The 13382-nt window shown below is 54.7% G+C and carries 14 protein-coding genes; 10 read left to right on the top strand and 4 right to left on the bottom strand.

The genetic code is table 11. From position 1 onward, the window contains the following. Positions 1-67: 67 nt before the first annotated feature. Together L691_RS28105 and L691_RS30585 are read left to right on the top strand one after the other, a co-directional pair. A complete protein-coding gene (locus tag L691_RS28105; protein ID WP_051459320.1) occupies positions 68-2521 on the top strand; it encodes a PAS domain-containing hybrid sensor histidine kinase/response regulator in 2454 nt (817 codons plus the stop codon). Next, positions 2518-2808 (top strand): response regulator, encoded by a 291-nt coding sequence (locus L691_RS30585; RefSeq protein WP_051459319.1) that lies wholly within the window; start codon positions 2518-2520, stop codon positions 2806-2808. Before L691_RS28105 ends, L691_RS30585 begins: the two co-directional genes overlap by 4 nt. 26 nt (positions 2809-2834) lie before the next feature. Here L691_RS30585 and L691_RS0106705 read toward each other — a convergent pair whose 3' ends face one another. From L691_RS0106705 to L691_RS0106695, 3 genes are all read right to left on the bottom strand, one after another. Continuing rightward, positions 2835-3704 carry a TIGR03943 family putative permease subunit gene (locus L691_RS0106705; protein ID WP_198022992.1) on the bottom strand — a complete coding sequence of 290 codons (870 nt, stop codon included), beginning with the start codon at positions 3702-3704 and terminating at the stop codon, positions 2835-2837. 80 nt (positions 3705-3784) lie between these two features. After that, positions 3785-4774, bottom strand: a complete 990-nt coding sequence (locus L691_RS0106700) for a permease (protein WP_025689548.1) — start codon at positions 4772-4774, stop codon at positions 3785-3787. Positions 4775-4791: 17 nt separating this feature from the next. Beyond that, complete coding sequence (locus tag L691_RS0106695) at positions 4792-5808, bottom strand: CobW family GTP-binding protein (RefSeq protein WP_025689546.1); 1017 nt, start codon at positions 5806-5808, stop codon at positions 4792-4794. 255 nt (positions 5809-6063) lie between these two features. Here L691_RS0106695 and L691_RS0106690 point away from each other — a divergent pair, with 255 nt between their 5' ends. Further along, positions 6064-7272 carry a GTP-binding protein gene (locus tag L691_RS0106690; protein ID WP_025689543.1) on the top strand — a complete coding sequence of 403 codons (1209 nt, stop codon included), beginning with the start codon at positions 6064-6066 and terminating at the stop codon, positions 7270-7272. 225 nt (positions 7273-7497) lie between these two features. Further along, complete coding sequence (locus L691_RS0106685; RefSeq protein WP_036735763.1) at positions 7498-8136, top strand: class I SAM-dependent methyltransferase; 639 nt, start codon at positions 7498-7500, stop codon at positions 8134-8136. Between the two features lie 49 nt (positions 8137-8185). Here the strand turns inward: L691_RS0106685 and L691_RS0106680 are convergent, their stop codons facing one another. Next, positions 8186-8779, bottom strand: a complete 594-nt coding sequence (locus L691_RS0106680) for a helix-turn-helix domain-containing protein (RefSeq protein WP_025689541.1) — start codon at positions 8777-8779, stop codon at positions 8186-8188. A 272-nt stretch (positions 8780-9051) separates the two neighbouring features. Here L691_RS0106680 and L691_RS0106675 point away from each other — a divergent pair, with 272 nt between their 5' ends. From L691_RS0106675 to L691_RS0106640, 6 genes are all read left to right on the top strand, one after another. Continuing rightward, the gene (locus tag L691_RS0106675) at positions 9052-9339 is read left to right on the top strand and encodes a Dabb family protein (RefSeq protein WP_025689538.1); all 288 of its coding nucleotides are present in this window, start codon (positions 9052-9054) and stop codon (positions 9337-9339) included. Between the two features lie 182 nt (positions 9340-9521). Further along, positions 9522-9965, top strand: coding sequence for a DUF86 domain-containing protein (locus L691_RS0106665; protein ID WP_025689536.1), 444 nt, complete (start codon positions 9522-9524; stop codon positions 9963-9965). A 46-nt stretch (positions 9966-10011) separates the two neighbouring features. After that, positions 10012-10653, top strand: coding sequence for a helix-turn-helix transcriptional regulator (locus tag L691_RS0106660; RefSeq protein ID WP_025689535.1), 642 nt, complete (start codon positions 10012-10014; stop codon positions 10651-10653). Positions 10654-10765: 112 nt separating this feature from the next. Beyond that, entirely contained in the window at positions 10766-11143 is a 378-nt protein-coding gene (locus tag L691_RS0106655; RefSeq protein ID WP_025689534.1) for a YtxH domain-containing protein, read from the top strand. Between the two features lie 366 nt (positions 11144-11509). Then, the gene (gene racE, locus L691_RS0106645; protein WP_025689532.1) at positions 11510-12331 is read left to right on the top strand and encodes a glutamate racemase; all 822 of its coding nucleotides are present in this window, start codon (positions 11510-11512) and stop codon (positions 12329-12331) included. Between the two features lie 235 nt (positions 12332-12566). After that, positions 12567-13382 (top strand): M14 family zinc carboxypeptidase (locus L691_RS0106640; protein WP_025689551.1); only part of this gene is annotated, 816 nt, incomplete at its 3' end.

Genomic DNA, 13382 nt, shown 5'->3' with positions numbered 1-13382 from the left:
TATAGAGGAAGGAGTCTTCTCGGCTTTTTAGATAAATTGTCACATGCTTGCTGAGGAGGGCTCCCTTGTGTCCGATTTAATATTTGAGCAGGTCTATCTTCGTTCATCCAGCGGAATCGCTATGATTTCTCTGCAGGATGGGATGATGACGCGCTGCAATCCGGTTCTCTGCCGAATGTTCGGCTATACTGAGCAAGAACTGAGGGGACTTCGTTACGGCGAGCTTATGATGCCGGATGAGAATTGCGCCTCCGACCCCTCCTCCATTCTTCCATTTATGCTGGCCCAGCCCGGCGAGGAATGCTATAAAGAAAAGCGGTTCACCCGAAAAGACGGCGGGCTGCTGTGGGCACAACTTCATCTGATATTGATTCGGGAGCAACCGGAAGGCGAGCCTCACTGTCTGGTTGTCGAAATGACAGACATCACCAATCGTAAGCAGGCCGAAGAGAAGCTGCGGGAGAGCGAGCGGAACTATCGCCTGATCTCCGAGAATTCGCTGGACTTCATCTCGCGAAACGCGGTCGACGGATTTGCCACTTATCTGTACGCCTCGTCGATCTGCCTGCCGATGTACGGCTATACTCCGGAAGAGATGACCGGCACCCGGGCGCTTGATTATATCCATCCCGATGATTTGGGTATGGTAAAGAATTATCTGAAGGACTGCATGAGGGGCAAGGAGAATCTTCCGATTCTGTTCCGCTTTCTGTGTAAAGACGGAACCTATATGTGGACGGAGACAACGATCCGCCACGTGTATTCCGAAGATAAGCAGAACTATGAGATTATCGCGGTCTCGCGGGATGCCCGTAACCGCAAACAGTATGAAATGAAGCTGGAGGAGAGCCAGACTCGGTACAAATCCCTGTTCGAGTATAACCCGTCCGCCATCAGCGTCATGGATTTGCTCGGCCGGACCCTGTCCGTGAATTCCAGTATGGAATATATGACCGGCTATGCCCGCTCCGATCTCCTGATGTCCCATTTCACCGAAGTGATTGATTCGGATGAACTGGACTATGTGAGTGAACGTTTCCGGCGCTCCGCAGGAGGCATTGCCCAGACTTTTGAGAGCCGAATCGTACACCGGGACGGTCACATCGTGGAGGCCAGCATGATTTTCGTACCCATACTGGTGGATGGCGATGTGGTAGGCGTGTTCAGCATTACAAGCGACATTACGGAACATAAGCGCCATCTCAATCAAATTGAAAAGCTGAGCTACGAGCATGCGCTGATCCTGAACTCGGTATCCGAGGGGATTTTCGGCATCGACATGGAAGGCCGGACGATGTTCATTAATCCGGCGGCAGCCGATCTGCTCGGATACGGGCCAGGGGAGTGGACGGGCCGCAGCCAGGATGACCCGATTCAACTGATGCGGCTGAGCGGCGAATATGCGGGCGAGCAAATGAGCCTGCTTCGGATGTTCTCGGAGAGCGGAATGCACGACGAGCGGGAAGGCGTCTTCTGGCGGCAGGACGGCTCAAGCTTCTTGGTCAATTACCGTATGTCTCCGCTGTATGACAAGGGGATAAGAAAGGGAACCGTTGTCGTATTCCGCGACATTACGGAAGAGAAGGAGATCCGGCGGGCCAAAGAATCAGCCGAGCAGGCGGACCGCGCCAAATCGGAGTTTCTGGCGATTATTAGCCATGAGCTGCGCACACCGATGAATGGGATTATCGGTATGACGGATCTGCTCAAGGATACGGAGCTGGACGAGGAACAGCGCGGTTATGCCGAGATCATCAGCCAGAGCGGCGAATCGCTGCTGCATATTCTGAACGAGGTGCTTGATTTCAGCAAAATCGAAGCGGGCATGATGACGCTGGAGCTTAAAGAGGTAGACTTGCGAGGTGTCCTGCAGGGCGTAAGCGATTTGTTCTATCCAAAGGTGGCGGATAAAAGGCTGAATCTCAGCTACGATATGGATCCGGAGCTTCCGGAAACGCTGATTACCGACGAGGCCAGACTGCGGCAGATTCTTGTGAATCTGGTGGGCAATGCCGTTAAATTCACGAATAGCGGCAGCATTGACATTGAAGTGAAGCTGGGCGCGGTCCGGAATCCTTCCCGGATCATCGTGCTGTTCACGGTAAAAGATACCGGTATTGGCATTCCCGAGGACAGACAGGGACAGCTGTTCCAGTCCTTTACGCAGCTTCATCCATCCATTAACCGGAAATACGGCGGAACGGGCCTTGGGCTTGCGATCAGCAAGAAGCTGGCCGAGCTTCTCGGAGGAACGATCGGCGTGGACAGCCGGGAAGGCGAGGGTTCTTCGTTCTACTTTACGGTGGAGGCCCTAATTCCGGGCGGAGCGGCCCCCTCCGAAGAGGAGGCGGAGGAGGAGACGGGTGAGCCGCATGGATCGGAATCATCTGACGAAGGCCGGTACGGTCATTTATCCATCCTGATTGCGGAAGATCATCCGGTCAACCGGTATTTGATGAAGACCTTCTTGCAGAAAGGGGATATTCTCCGGATGTCGCGGAGGACGGGGAACAGGCTGTGAGGGCCGCTAACTCAAAAGACTATGATCTTATCCTCATGGATATCCAGATGCCGTTAATGGACGGCCTTGAAGCGGCCGCTCTGATTAGGGAAAAGCACGGCCCTCATCCGATCATTATTGCCGTAACGGCTTTCGCCAGAAAAGAAGACAGGGAGATGTGCATCAAGGCGGGAATGCAGGACTTTATTTCCAAGCCGATCCAAGGCGATGATCTGGACAGGGTGCTGAAGCAGTGGGGACCAGTGAGTGCGTTAACCGGCAAAACAATGGTGAGCGAGAGCGATTGATATAGATAAATTGGCCGGAATGCAAGCTATTTCACCGAACGGAGCAGTTGGTCCCATTCCTCTACGGCATCTGGGCTGGTATACACGTACGGAGTGGAAGATTCCTCTATCGGCGTAACGGATTCGGCATCGATTTGCAGTGTTTCCTTGCCCTTGTAAACAATAACTTGAAGCTTGCCCCGTACCTTGATCCAGGTATCCGCGGGCAGGCTTTTTTGCTGCTTGGCATTTACCAGAATACCGATCGGCGTTGCATCGGCAGTGCAGCACTGCACAAGAAAGCGGCTTACCGCGAAGCGGCCGCCCATGGAGCCGGTATTCTCACGGTACAAAAAGCCGCTGACCGAGGCCTCTTTTCCCTCGAAATCATGCTTGAACCTATCGAGCGTTCCCAAGGTTTCCGAAAAGATTTGCGGAAATACGGGAATGACCGGCTGGCTGTACAGCTTTTTAGCTAAGGCGGCGAACTCCGCGGCGAATGGATCACTCGTCTGAAACCGGGCGGATTCCTTAGGAACGAGTGATGAATAGTTTAACGACATACCTTTGTGGGCTGCAGCGGCGCTCCCGAGCGCGCGGTCCGGCAGAGCGAATCCGAGCAGCAGGGGAAGCAGAAAGACGCTGTACATCGCGGCGCTGCCGGACCGTGAACGCGGAAGCTGGTGGCCGCAGCCGCAGATGGCGCTTGATCTGCCGAACAGGGCCTGGACAGCCAGACTTAGCGCCATGAATGAGAGCGGAACCGGGCAAAGCCTGACCCAGACCGCGAGCTTTGGCGTGACATAATAGTGGAGCGCATCATACTGCGCCAGGTGTTCGATGTAGACGGCGAAGGCCAGCAGAACGGCCGCCCGGAATAAGTAATGGCGTTTGACGCTGACGGTACTATACATCATACATCTCCTCCTAAAAGTTTTGCGTAGCATAGGCCAACTTGAACGGCATCGCAGCAAAACTGGCGTCGGTAGCGTGAAGATCACAGCCATCCGGACAGCAGAATCGCGCCGGTGAAGACAGTGGAGGCAATCAGAAAGAACAAGTAGAGCGCAAACCTTGTCTTGAACAGCGACATCAGCATCATCGCATTCTTGAAGTCGAGCATCGGGCCGAGCACCATAAAGGCCAGCAGCGACCCGGAAGGGAATGAATGTGCAAATGACGAGGCCACGAAGGCGTCGGAGGTGGAACAGAGTGACAGGATGAAGGCGAAGCCCATCATAAAGAGATAGGAGCCAAGCGGTCTGCCGCCGATGGAAGCCAGGCTGCTCTGAACGACGAAGGTCTGGATGAGGGAAGTGAGCAGACAGCCGAGTATCAAATATTTTCCCATTTCAAAAAAATCATCCGCAGCATGCGTGAACACGGCCGCGAGCTTGCCTCCATTCAAGGCTTCATGGTGCAGTTCTTCATCGCCGCGCTGCATGGAGAGACGGAGCGGAGAGCGCTTGACGGTGGCGTAAACGATAAGCCCAATGATAAGCGAAACGGCGAAGGCAAGGCCCATCCGGGCGTAAGCCAGGCTGGGGTGACTGCGGAAGGCGGTCAGTGTGGCGCTGAAGACGATCGGATTGAGAATGGGGCCTGCGAGGATGAACGCAATCCCAACGTGCAGCGGCATCCCCTTGCGGAGCAGCCGCCGGACGAGCGGAATCATTCCGCATTCGCAGATGGGGAAGATGACGCCCAGAAGACAGGCGAACAGCAGCGCCGGAAGCGCCTGCCGCGGAACCCAGCGGGTAATGGTCTCATCGGCGACGAAGACGCCGATCACCGAGGACAGCAGCGCACCGGCCAGAACAAAAGGAAGAGCCTCCAGCAGAATGCCGATAAAGCCTGTCTTGAACGTATAGAGATAAGGACTGTCCATCAGCTCGCGGTGCTTCGGAATCAACAGAACGATGGGGATGATCAGAAAAGCCGCGGGCAGGAGCAGCGGCAGCATTTTGAGCGGCGAAAAAGAGGTCATGCGGCTTCCCCTTTCTGTCAGCGGAACAGGGCGGACCAGCGCTCAGCCAACTGTTCCCCGTTGAGATTCGTGCCGATGAATACGAGGTAAGGTGAACCGGGATACCGGGAATCTTCCCATGTCGTCCGTGAGCCGGCATGCTGAACCAGCTGCACCGGCTTTCCGCCGGGAAGCTGTACATGTCCTTTGGCGCGCAGCAGCCTGTCCGGCCATTCCCGGAAAAACGCTTCAAGCACCGCCTTTGGCAGCGTCTTGCCTTGCGGAAAAGCCAGCGTTACCGCCCCAACCTGCGAGAACGAGGCAGCGTGTTCCCCGGGCGCGTTGTCCGGTACAGCTTCACTACGCCCGGCTGCCGCCTTCCGGAGCGGGCTTCCCTGGAAGCCCAGCGGCGCCCGCTTGGGCAGCGGTTTCGCCTCTTTCGGGACAATTCCGGCCAGCAGGGAGTGCAACGGAATCCGGCTGTAGACCGTGAATTCAATCTCCGCATCGGGGTTCCGTTTGCGGATTGCTTTTTCAATCTTGGTCAGAATTTCCGGGGTTACGAGATCGCTTTTGTTCACAATAATGAGATTCGCTGAAGCCAGTTGGCTGCGGAGCGTGTGCACAAGCTGTTTGTCCGAGGACAGCCGGCTGTTATAGTCAAGCATATTTTCAGCATCAACCAGCGTCACCACAGTATGCACTGACAGACGGGTTGCCCAGTACGGCTCATGAAGAGACCGGGCAATCTCATCGGGATCGGCTACGCCGGTAAGCTCTATGAATATTACGTCGGGACGCCGCTTGATCAGCAGCTCCAGACTGTCTCCGAGTTCTTCTCTTCTGCTGCAGCATACGCAGCCGTCCAGCAGCTTCTCCACCGCAGCGCCGGTCTGCTCCTCCAAGATGTACCCGTCCACATCCTGCTTGCCAAGCTCGTTCATCAGGACGCCCGGCTGAAGGCCGCGCGCATAGCTCTCTTTTAGCAGGGACAGCAGCAGGGTTGTTTTGCCGCTTCCCAGAAATCCGCTTAAGATAATTACCGGTATTCTCATTCCCACTCCTCCGATTCTCCGATTCTCCGTAAAGATTGCTATATTCTTAGTTCCATCTATACGTGTCCGGCCCCATATAAAGACCGATTTTCTTGCATCTGTCCAAATAGAAGCATCGGCATTTTTTGCCGCGTCATAGTTGACATAAGTGAACATAAATGATTTAATCGTAAATATTACGATTAATTGCGCCGTGAAACCTGATAAACGCCGCGCTAATCGGACGAATGAGAATAAGGAGTGAAATCTTAGTCCATGAAAAAAATACCTGTTACCGTGCTTAGCGGTTATCTCGGTTCAGGCAAGACGACGCTGCTGAATCATATTTTGCACAATCGGGACGGCCTGAAGGTGGCCGTTATCGTCAATGACATGAGCGAAGTGAATGTGGATGCCAATCTGGTCAAGTCGGGGAATACGCTGTCCCGGACCGAAGAGAAGCTGGTGGAAATGTCCAACGGCTGTATCTGCTGCACGCTGCGCGACGATCTGCTGCTAGAGGTGAAGAAGCTTGCGCAGGAGGACCGGTTCGACTATATCCTGATCGAATCCTCGGGGATCAGCGAGCCGGTTCCGGTCGCGCAGACATTCACGTATGCGAGTCCCGATCTGGATGTCGATCTGACGGAGCTGGCCCGCCTCGACACCATGGTAACCGTTGTAGACGCGAACCGTTTCTGGCATGACTTTGGCTCGGGCGACAGCCTGCTTGACCGCAATCAAGGAACGGACGAGAGCGATTTCCGGGATATTGTCGATCTGCTGATCGACCAGATTGAGACCTGCAACGTGCTGCTGCTGAACAAATGCGATCTGGTGGCGGAAGAGGAATTAAGCAAGCTGGAAGCGGTTCTTCGCAAGCTTCAGCCGGAGGCCAAGATCATCCGGACGGTTAATGGCGCCGTCGATCCGAAGGAAATCCTGAATACCGGTCTATTTGATTTTGAAAGAACGAGCCTGTCCTCGGGATGGATCGCCGAGCTGAACAAGGACAGTCATGCGCCGGAGACGGAGGAGTACGGCATTTCTTCTTTTGTGTACCGCCGCAGAAGACCACTTCATCCCGAGCGGCTGAGTTTCTTTTTCAACGATTGGCCGGTTGAGGTGGTGCGAGCCAAGGGCTTCGCCTGGATGGGTACGCGCGGCGACATTGCCGCTTCGCTGAGCCAAGCGGGACCTTCTATCCAGTTCGGACCTGAAGGTTACTGGCTGGCATCGCTGCCAAAGCAGCAGCAGCTTGAGGTATTGGAAAGCGAGCCGGAGATCAAGGAGAAATGGGACGAGCAGTGGGGCGACCGGATGACGGAGATCGTGTTCATCGGAATGGATATGGACCGCGCCGACATCGAAGCGAGGCTGGATCGCTGTCTGTTGACCGATGAGGAGATGAAGCAGGACTGGAGCAAATTCAACAATCCGCTCCCTTGGCCGTCCGAGGAGGAGTTAATGCCTGCCGGTAATTAACTTGCACCTCGCTGAAAGGTCCGATCCCGGCGCGGCGCAACCAAGCCGCAACCTGGCGCCAAATTAAAATATGGAAGGGCTTCGAGGCCGACTCTCTTACCGGAAGGTGGAGACCGGCCTTTTCTGCATATTTCGGTATGAGCATGTTTTTTTTGCGATAAGGAAGGATTTGGAATATATTGGAGCGAATAGTTATGAAGAGTAAAAAAACGAATGGGGGACAGCATGCAAAGCCACGAACAATATTGGAACCAACGATTTGGGAAGGAAGGCATGATTTGGGGAACGGAGCCGAGTCCGACCGCCTATATGGCGAAGGATTTGTTCCTGTCCCACGGTGTCCGGACGGTATTCGTGCCCGGGGCCGGGTATGGCCGCAATACGAAGGTTTTCTCACAAACATTCGAGGTGGAAGGGGCGGAATTAAGCGAGGCCGCCGTGAAGATAGCGGAGAGGTGGGACCCGGACAGCCGGATCACTTGCGGCTCCGCGCTGGATGACCCGGGGCAGGGCGAATGCTATGACGCGGTATACTGTTATGATGTGCTGCATTTGTTCCTGGAGCCGGACCGCCGAAGGCTGGTGACCGCCTGCTTGAAGCGGCTGCAGCCCGGGGGCCTCGTCTATTTTACCTGCTTCTCCGACGAAGATCTGAGTAACGGCCGCGGAGAGCGGCTTGAACCGGGAACCTACCGTTATAAAGAGGGGAAGTTCGCCCACTTTTTCAGCGAGGACGATCTAAAGGCGCATTTCTCAGGAATGGAAATATTGAATACCGGCGCCTTGAAGGAAATGCTTGGCGGGCCGGGCGAGGGGCAGCATGAGTATATTTTGAGAACAATCGCCGCCATGAAAAAAGGCTAGGGGAATCGCCGCAGAAGATCCCTGCGATTCCCTGACAAGGCGGGCAGCACTAATGGTTATTGCCCTCGGGGACGCAATCGGCGAACAAAATGGCCCGGGGTATCCGGAAGAACGCTTCCGCCTTTTCCTGCAGGGAAGGAGATGGGAGCTGGCTATTGTGCAGCCATTTGCGAAAGGTGCCGGGGTGGACCCCAATCCAATGACCGGTGTCGGTGACGGAAAGATCATGCACCATGCACAGTCCGGTCAGAATGTCGCTGCGGCGGGGATACACCTTGCTCCGCTTCATGTACCTGGAAGGAGCAGGCTGGCACAGAATCGGGCTCTGCCGAAGCAGCGCTTCATTAAACAAGACATGCTGGGGATAACCGAGATAGCGGCAGGCTTTTTCAATATTCGTCCTGGACGGAATGCGGCTTTCATACACCCAGGCGCTAACGCTCCTTGAGGATACGGAAAGCTCTTCCGCGAACTTGGACAGCTTGATATCGCGGGACATCAGCACGGCTAGCAGCACGCGGTTGCGGATCTGGCTTCTCTGAGGACGGCGGAATCGCTTAATCCGGACGCCCTTTCCCAGATATTTGCGGTTAACCCGAGACCACGCCTGAATTTTATAAGGCTCTGACTGATTTGTAGGCATACTACCTCCGATTTCTTGAAGTATAAGAAAGAATAAGCTTTACGCTTATCCTTGACCAAATATTTCAACGAGAAACGCTTCCGTCTTTAAGCGGGACGGTGCAGCCGTTTCTTTTTGAAAATATACTACAATACTTGTCCGTTTCAAGGCAATGGATATTCCTTACACATCCCCTGCCGGTCGCAGCTTCCTTTCGGAAAACGGGGGGTTATGATATATTTTTATTAACCTTTTAAACACATTACAATCCAAATAACGGGGAGCGAAAAGAAATGATAAAGCATGTTATATTTTTTAAACTGAAGGATGGTTCGGAGGAAAGCGTGGCCAAGACCGTCGCCGTGCTTCGCAACATGGAAGGGAAAATCCCTCAGCTGATCTCGCTTGAAATCGGGGCCGACATTCTACGCACCGAGCGTTCATTCGATATCGTGTTAACCGCAGCTTTTGCCAATCTCGAAGATCTCGACGCTTACCAGGTACATCCCGCGCACAAGGAAGTTATCGCTCATATTAGTGAGGTTAAAGAGCTTTCCTTCGCTGTGGATTACGAGCTATAAAAGGTATTTATCCGCCATAAGCACGGCTATCTGATGACGGAAAGCGGTGACTGGAATGCGTGAGCTGGAATACCCGATGGAAGCGTTAACCTATCTAGTGGTATTTTTTGCGGCCTGCTTTATTATGCTTTTTTGGCTGAAGCGCCGCGGCAGACGCCGCAAATAGGAAAGGAGTGCCTGAAATGTACTATGTAAACCGCGAACAAATTGAACACATTTTAGGGCAAATTCCCGATATTGCGGACGGGCTGCGAATGGCGGCGGCTTCCTGGGACGGGGGAAAGATTTGGGGGCTGGTGCAGGAACGCTGCCTTCATCTCTCGATCGAGATCGTCACCGATGTCGGCAGCTGCCTCATTGACGGTTTTATTATGCGTGATGCCGGCAGCTACGAGGATATCGTCACCGTCATTTATGAGGAGTCGGTATTTCGCGATAAAGAGATGTATGACCGGCTTATCGAGCTGGTGTCGATGCGGGGCTCTCTTGTACAGGAATATTACGCCTGGGAGCGGGAACGGCTGCATCCGCTGGCGGCCGTCCTTCCGGAGCTGCTGACCCGCTTTGCCGCCGAAGTCAGAAGCTATCTGAATCAGGAACTGGGCACCGCCCTGCCGGTGAGCTAAGATCTGCTGCGCCTGTGAAATCTGTAAGCAGAAGGGGGGGACCGAGATGAAGAGAGGGCAGGAGAACGGTTCGACCAGACACATCATTATGACGCTTCTAAAAATGAGAGGACCGTTGACTATCGGAGCACTGGCCGAGGAACTCGGCATTACGGAAATGGGAGTAAGACGCCATGTTCTGCAGCTTGAGCGGGAAGGCCTGGCCAGAAACAAGATTGTGCGGCAGGCGATGGGCCGGCCCATGCATATGTATTCGCTGACGGAAAGAGCCGAAGACTATTTTCCCAAAAATTATCACAACCTTACGCTGGAGCTGCTTCGCGAATTGGAGCACACTAGCGGGACCGAGGCCGTGAATGTCTTGTTCGAGGGCCGGAGGCGCAGGCTGCTCGCGCAGTACAGCCCCATGATGGAGCGGAGAAATCTCGAAGAGAGAGTGGCGGAACTGTCCGCCATCCAGAATTCCGGCGGCTACATGGCGGAATGGGACCGGGAAGAGGACGGATCTTTCGTGCTCCGGGAGTACAACTGCCCCATCCGCCAGGTTGCCATCCAGTACCGCAGGGCCTGCGAGTGCGAGAACAATCTGTTCGAGGAATTGCTGAATGCGAGAGTTTCGCGCGGTGACTGCATGGCCGAGGGCGGGCAGTGCTGCAGATATTCGATTAAACCGAAGCACCTTTTGTAAGAAATGGCAATCACCAGATAGCAAAAAACTTCCTCATCAGTCACGGGACGGCCTCTCTCTGCTTATGATATAAGCAGGATCTAGGCATTCGCCCGTAAAGGAGAGATGAAAGATGAAGAAGAACACGAAAAGCTTGCTGTGGGGAATCGTTGCCGGGGGCGCCGTCGGTTCGGTGACCGCTCTGCTGCTGGCGCCCAAATCGGGAAAAGAGCTGCGCAAGGATATCTCGGACGGCGCTGCGGCAACAGTGGATAAAGCGCAGGAGCTTGTTCATCAGGCCTCAGACAAGACCGTGGAATGGTACAGCAAAGCCAGAGACTCGGTGGAGCAGGTGATTCAAGAGGTAACGGACTGGAGCAAACCGTTCACTAAGGCAGAGGATGAAGCCACGGTTATTTCTGCCCAGGATATTGAACCGGCAGCCGCCAGCTCCAGCTCTGGGGATGAAATTAGCTCATCAGCCGCAGATGACGCAGGGGAAAAGGCGTGACGGCTGTCACGCCGGCAGCCGTTTAGCCGGCGGTCCCCGGTCAGATCGCGATGCTTGACAAAGCCTGTAATCTATTGCTTCTACAGCTGTACGGTATGCCCTTGAACGGCCCCCGCTTCGCTTGTTGCGAAAAGGCGTTCCGTTCAAGGGCATTTATCTTTTTCGTGATCTATGGAAAATTCCTGGCGGGTTATGGGCAAGAAGCTGCGCAGTCCAGGATTAAGGCGGAGGAGGAGTTGGGGGAATTTCACCCCTTGTACTGGGGAGATAATTGGAGTATCATCTGCAATTGGGACAGGAAGCCCGGTACACTTTGCTTCCGCCTTACATAAGCTATTTAAAACAAGATGAAGGAAGCGTGTGTTCGTGCAGCAAGCTATCGCTATACTAGACTCGGGCGTAGGAGGTTTGACGGTTGCCAAGGAAGTAATGAGGCAGCTGCCGAGAGAGAAAATCATTTATTTCGGAGACACTGCCCGCGCCCCGTACGGACCCCGTTCGTCCGAGGAAGTCAAACTTTTTACCGAGCAAATTGTCGATTATCTTATTCATTTCAATCCTAAAATGATCGTGATCGCTTGCAACACGGCGACTGCTGCCGCCCTCGATTATATATCGGCGAAAGTGGACATTCCGGTCATCGGCGTCATTCATCCCGGCGCCCGCGCCGCCATCAGCGCGACAAAGACCGGTCGGGTAGGCGTAATCGGCACCGTGGGAACGATCGGCAGCGGAGCTTACACGGCAGCGCTGAAGCAGCTGTCCCCATATGTTGAGGTTGTCAGCCAGGCCTGTCCGGCGCTTGTCCCGCTGGTCGAACAGGGGATGTTCCGTTCGGAGGAATGCGACCTTGCGGTGCGTGATTCGCTGAACGGGATCAAGCATGAACCGATTGATACCCTGATCCTCGGGTGTACGCATTACCCGTTTCTCGTAGAGCCGATCGGCCGGGCAATGGGGCCCGGAGTCAAGCTGATCAGTTCCGCGGACGAGACAGCGCGCGAGATCAGCACCATTTTGTACGACAAGGGAAAGCTGGCGAGTGGAGACGACAGTCCGGTGCATCAGTTCTTCTGCAGCGGCGACGCAGGTATATTCCAGAAGATTGCCATGGACTGGCTTGGAGAGCAAATCAGACGCACACCGGTGGTCTGGCAGGTGTCATCGCTTGAACCTGCGGACGTCTGAATGTAACCAGGGACAACTCTTTCATTCGATGTCAAAATCATATTCGGATTCATAACGGCCGGGCGGCGCAAGCCCGGCCGTTCTTTGCGCATGTAGGACAAGAGGATTCGCATACAATCAAGAAGAAATGGCTTTGCCGTCCATTTTAGGGACGGAGTGCGAAGGTTATACTTTCTTATATTTGAACAAAGTCTTCACAGCTACAGTAGGAAACGCAGCGGAGAGGATGAGAGGTATGCTTCAATATATTGTCCGCAAGGGAGATACCGTGAGACGGATAGCCGCCGCGCACGGACTTACTCCAGGGCATGTAATACAGGGGAATCCCTGGGCGGCCGAACAACCGTACCTTTTTCCGGGACAGGTGCTGTTCCTGCCTTCCGTCCAGCGCAGGCGATATATTGCGCAGGGAGGGGAACGCATAAGGGAGGTGGCGGCACTGTACGGCGTCAGCCTGGAAGGGCTGGAACAGCTTAATCCCGGTATATCTCCGGACGGGTTCTGCCCGCCTGGAAAAACCTTGGTGATCCCGGTGTCCGAGCCGGCGGCGGTTGTCCGCCTGCGCGGCGAGTACGGGCCTTCGGAACTTGCGGCGGATATCGGCCTTCTGACCAATAAATATCCTTTTATCTCGGCAGATACGATAGGCTTCAGTGTCCTTGGGAAACCGCTGCATTTGCTGCGGATCGGCAGCGGACGCCGCAGACTGCATGTGAATGCGGCGCTGCATGCCAATGAGTGGCTGACCTCGCCCTGTCTTCTTACCTTTCTGGAGCAGTATGCCGAAGCTTATGAGAAAGGCCGGAAATGGAACGGTCATAGCCCGGAAGACTGGTTCTACAACTGGACGGTATGGGCCGTCCCGATGGCAAACCCCGACGGTGTGGAGCTTGTGCAGGAAGGAGCCGGTCCATGGCATCCTTACAGGCGGGAGCTTGCGGAATGGAACGGCGGGCGACGCAGCTTCCGCCACTGGAAAGCCAATATCCGGGGCGTGGACCTTGGGGACCAATTCCCGGCCTTTTGGGAAGAAGAGCGGTCGCGCCGGGGC

Source organism: Paenibacillus zanthoxyli JH29 (assembly GCF_000520715.1).
In the GTDB taxonomy this organism is placed as follows: Bacteria; Bacillota; Bacilli; order Paenibacillales; family Paenibacillaceae; genus Paenibacillus_AQ; species Paenibacillus_AQ zanthoxyli.
Note: the sequence above shows the minus strand (reverse complement) of the source record. Positions and strands in the feature narration are given on the sequence as shown.

Excerpts from the sequence above, each read along its gene's own strand:
- L691_RS0106700 (WP_025689548.1), bottom strand. The coding sequence starts at position 4,774 with ATGACCTCTTTTTCGCCGCTCAAAATGCTGCCGCTGCTCCTGCCCGCG.
- L691_RS0106655 (WP_025689534.1), top strand. The coding sequence starts at position 10,766 with ATGAAGAAGAACACGAAAAGCTTGCTGTGGGGAATCGTTGCCGGGGGC.
- L691_RS0106675 (WP_025689538.1), top strand. The coding sequence starts at position 9,052 with ATGATAAAGCATGTTATATTTTTTAAACTGAAGGATGGTTCGGAGGAA.
- L691_RS0106695 (WP_025689546.1), bottom strand. The coding sequence starts at position 5,808 with ATGAGAATACCGGTAATTATCTTAAGCGGATTTCTGGGAAGCGGCAAA.
- L691_RS0106705 (WP_198022992.1), bottom strand. The coding sequence starts at position 3,704 with ATGATGTATAGTACCGTCAGCGTCAAACGCCATTACTTATTCCGGGCG.
- L691_RS0106660 (WP_025689535.1), top strand. The coding sequence starts at position 10,012 with ATGAAGAGAGGGCAGGAGAACGGTTCGACCAGACACATCATTATGACG.
- L691_RS0106680 (WP_025689541.1), bottom strand. The coding sequence starts at position 8,779 with ATGCCTACAAATCAGTCAGAGCCTTATAAAATTCAGGCGTGGTCTCGG.
- L691_RS0106685 (WP_036735763.1), top strand. The coding sequence starts at position 7,498 with ATGCAAAGCCACGAACAATATTGGAACCAACGATTTGGGAAGGAAGGC.
- L691_RS0106665 (WP_025689536.1), top strand. The coding sequence starts at position 9,522 with ATGTACTATGTAAACCGCGAACAAATTGAACACATTTTAGGGCAAATT.
- L691_RS0106690 (WP_025689543.1), top strand. The coding sequence starts at position 6,064 with ATGAAAAAAATACCTGTTACCGTGCTTAGCGGTTATCTCGGTTCAGGC.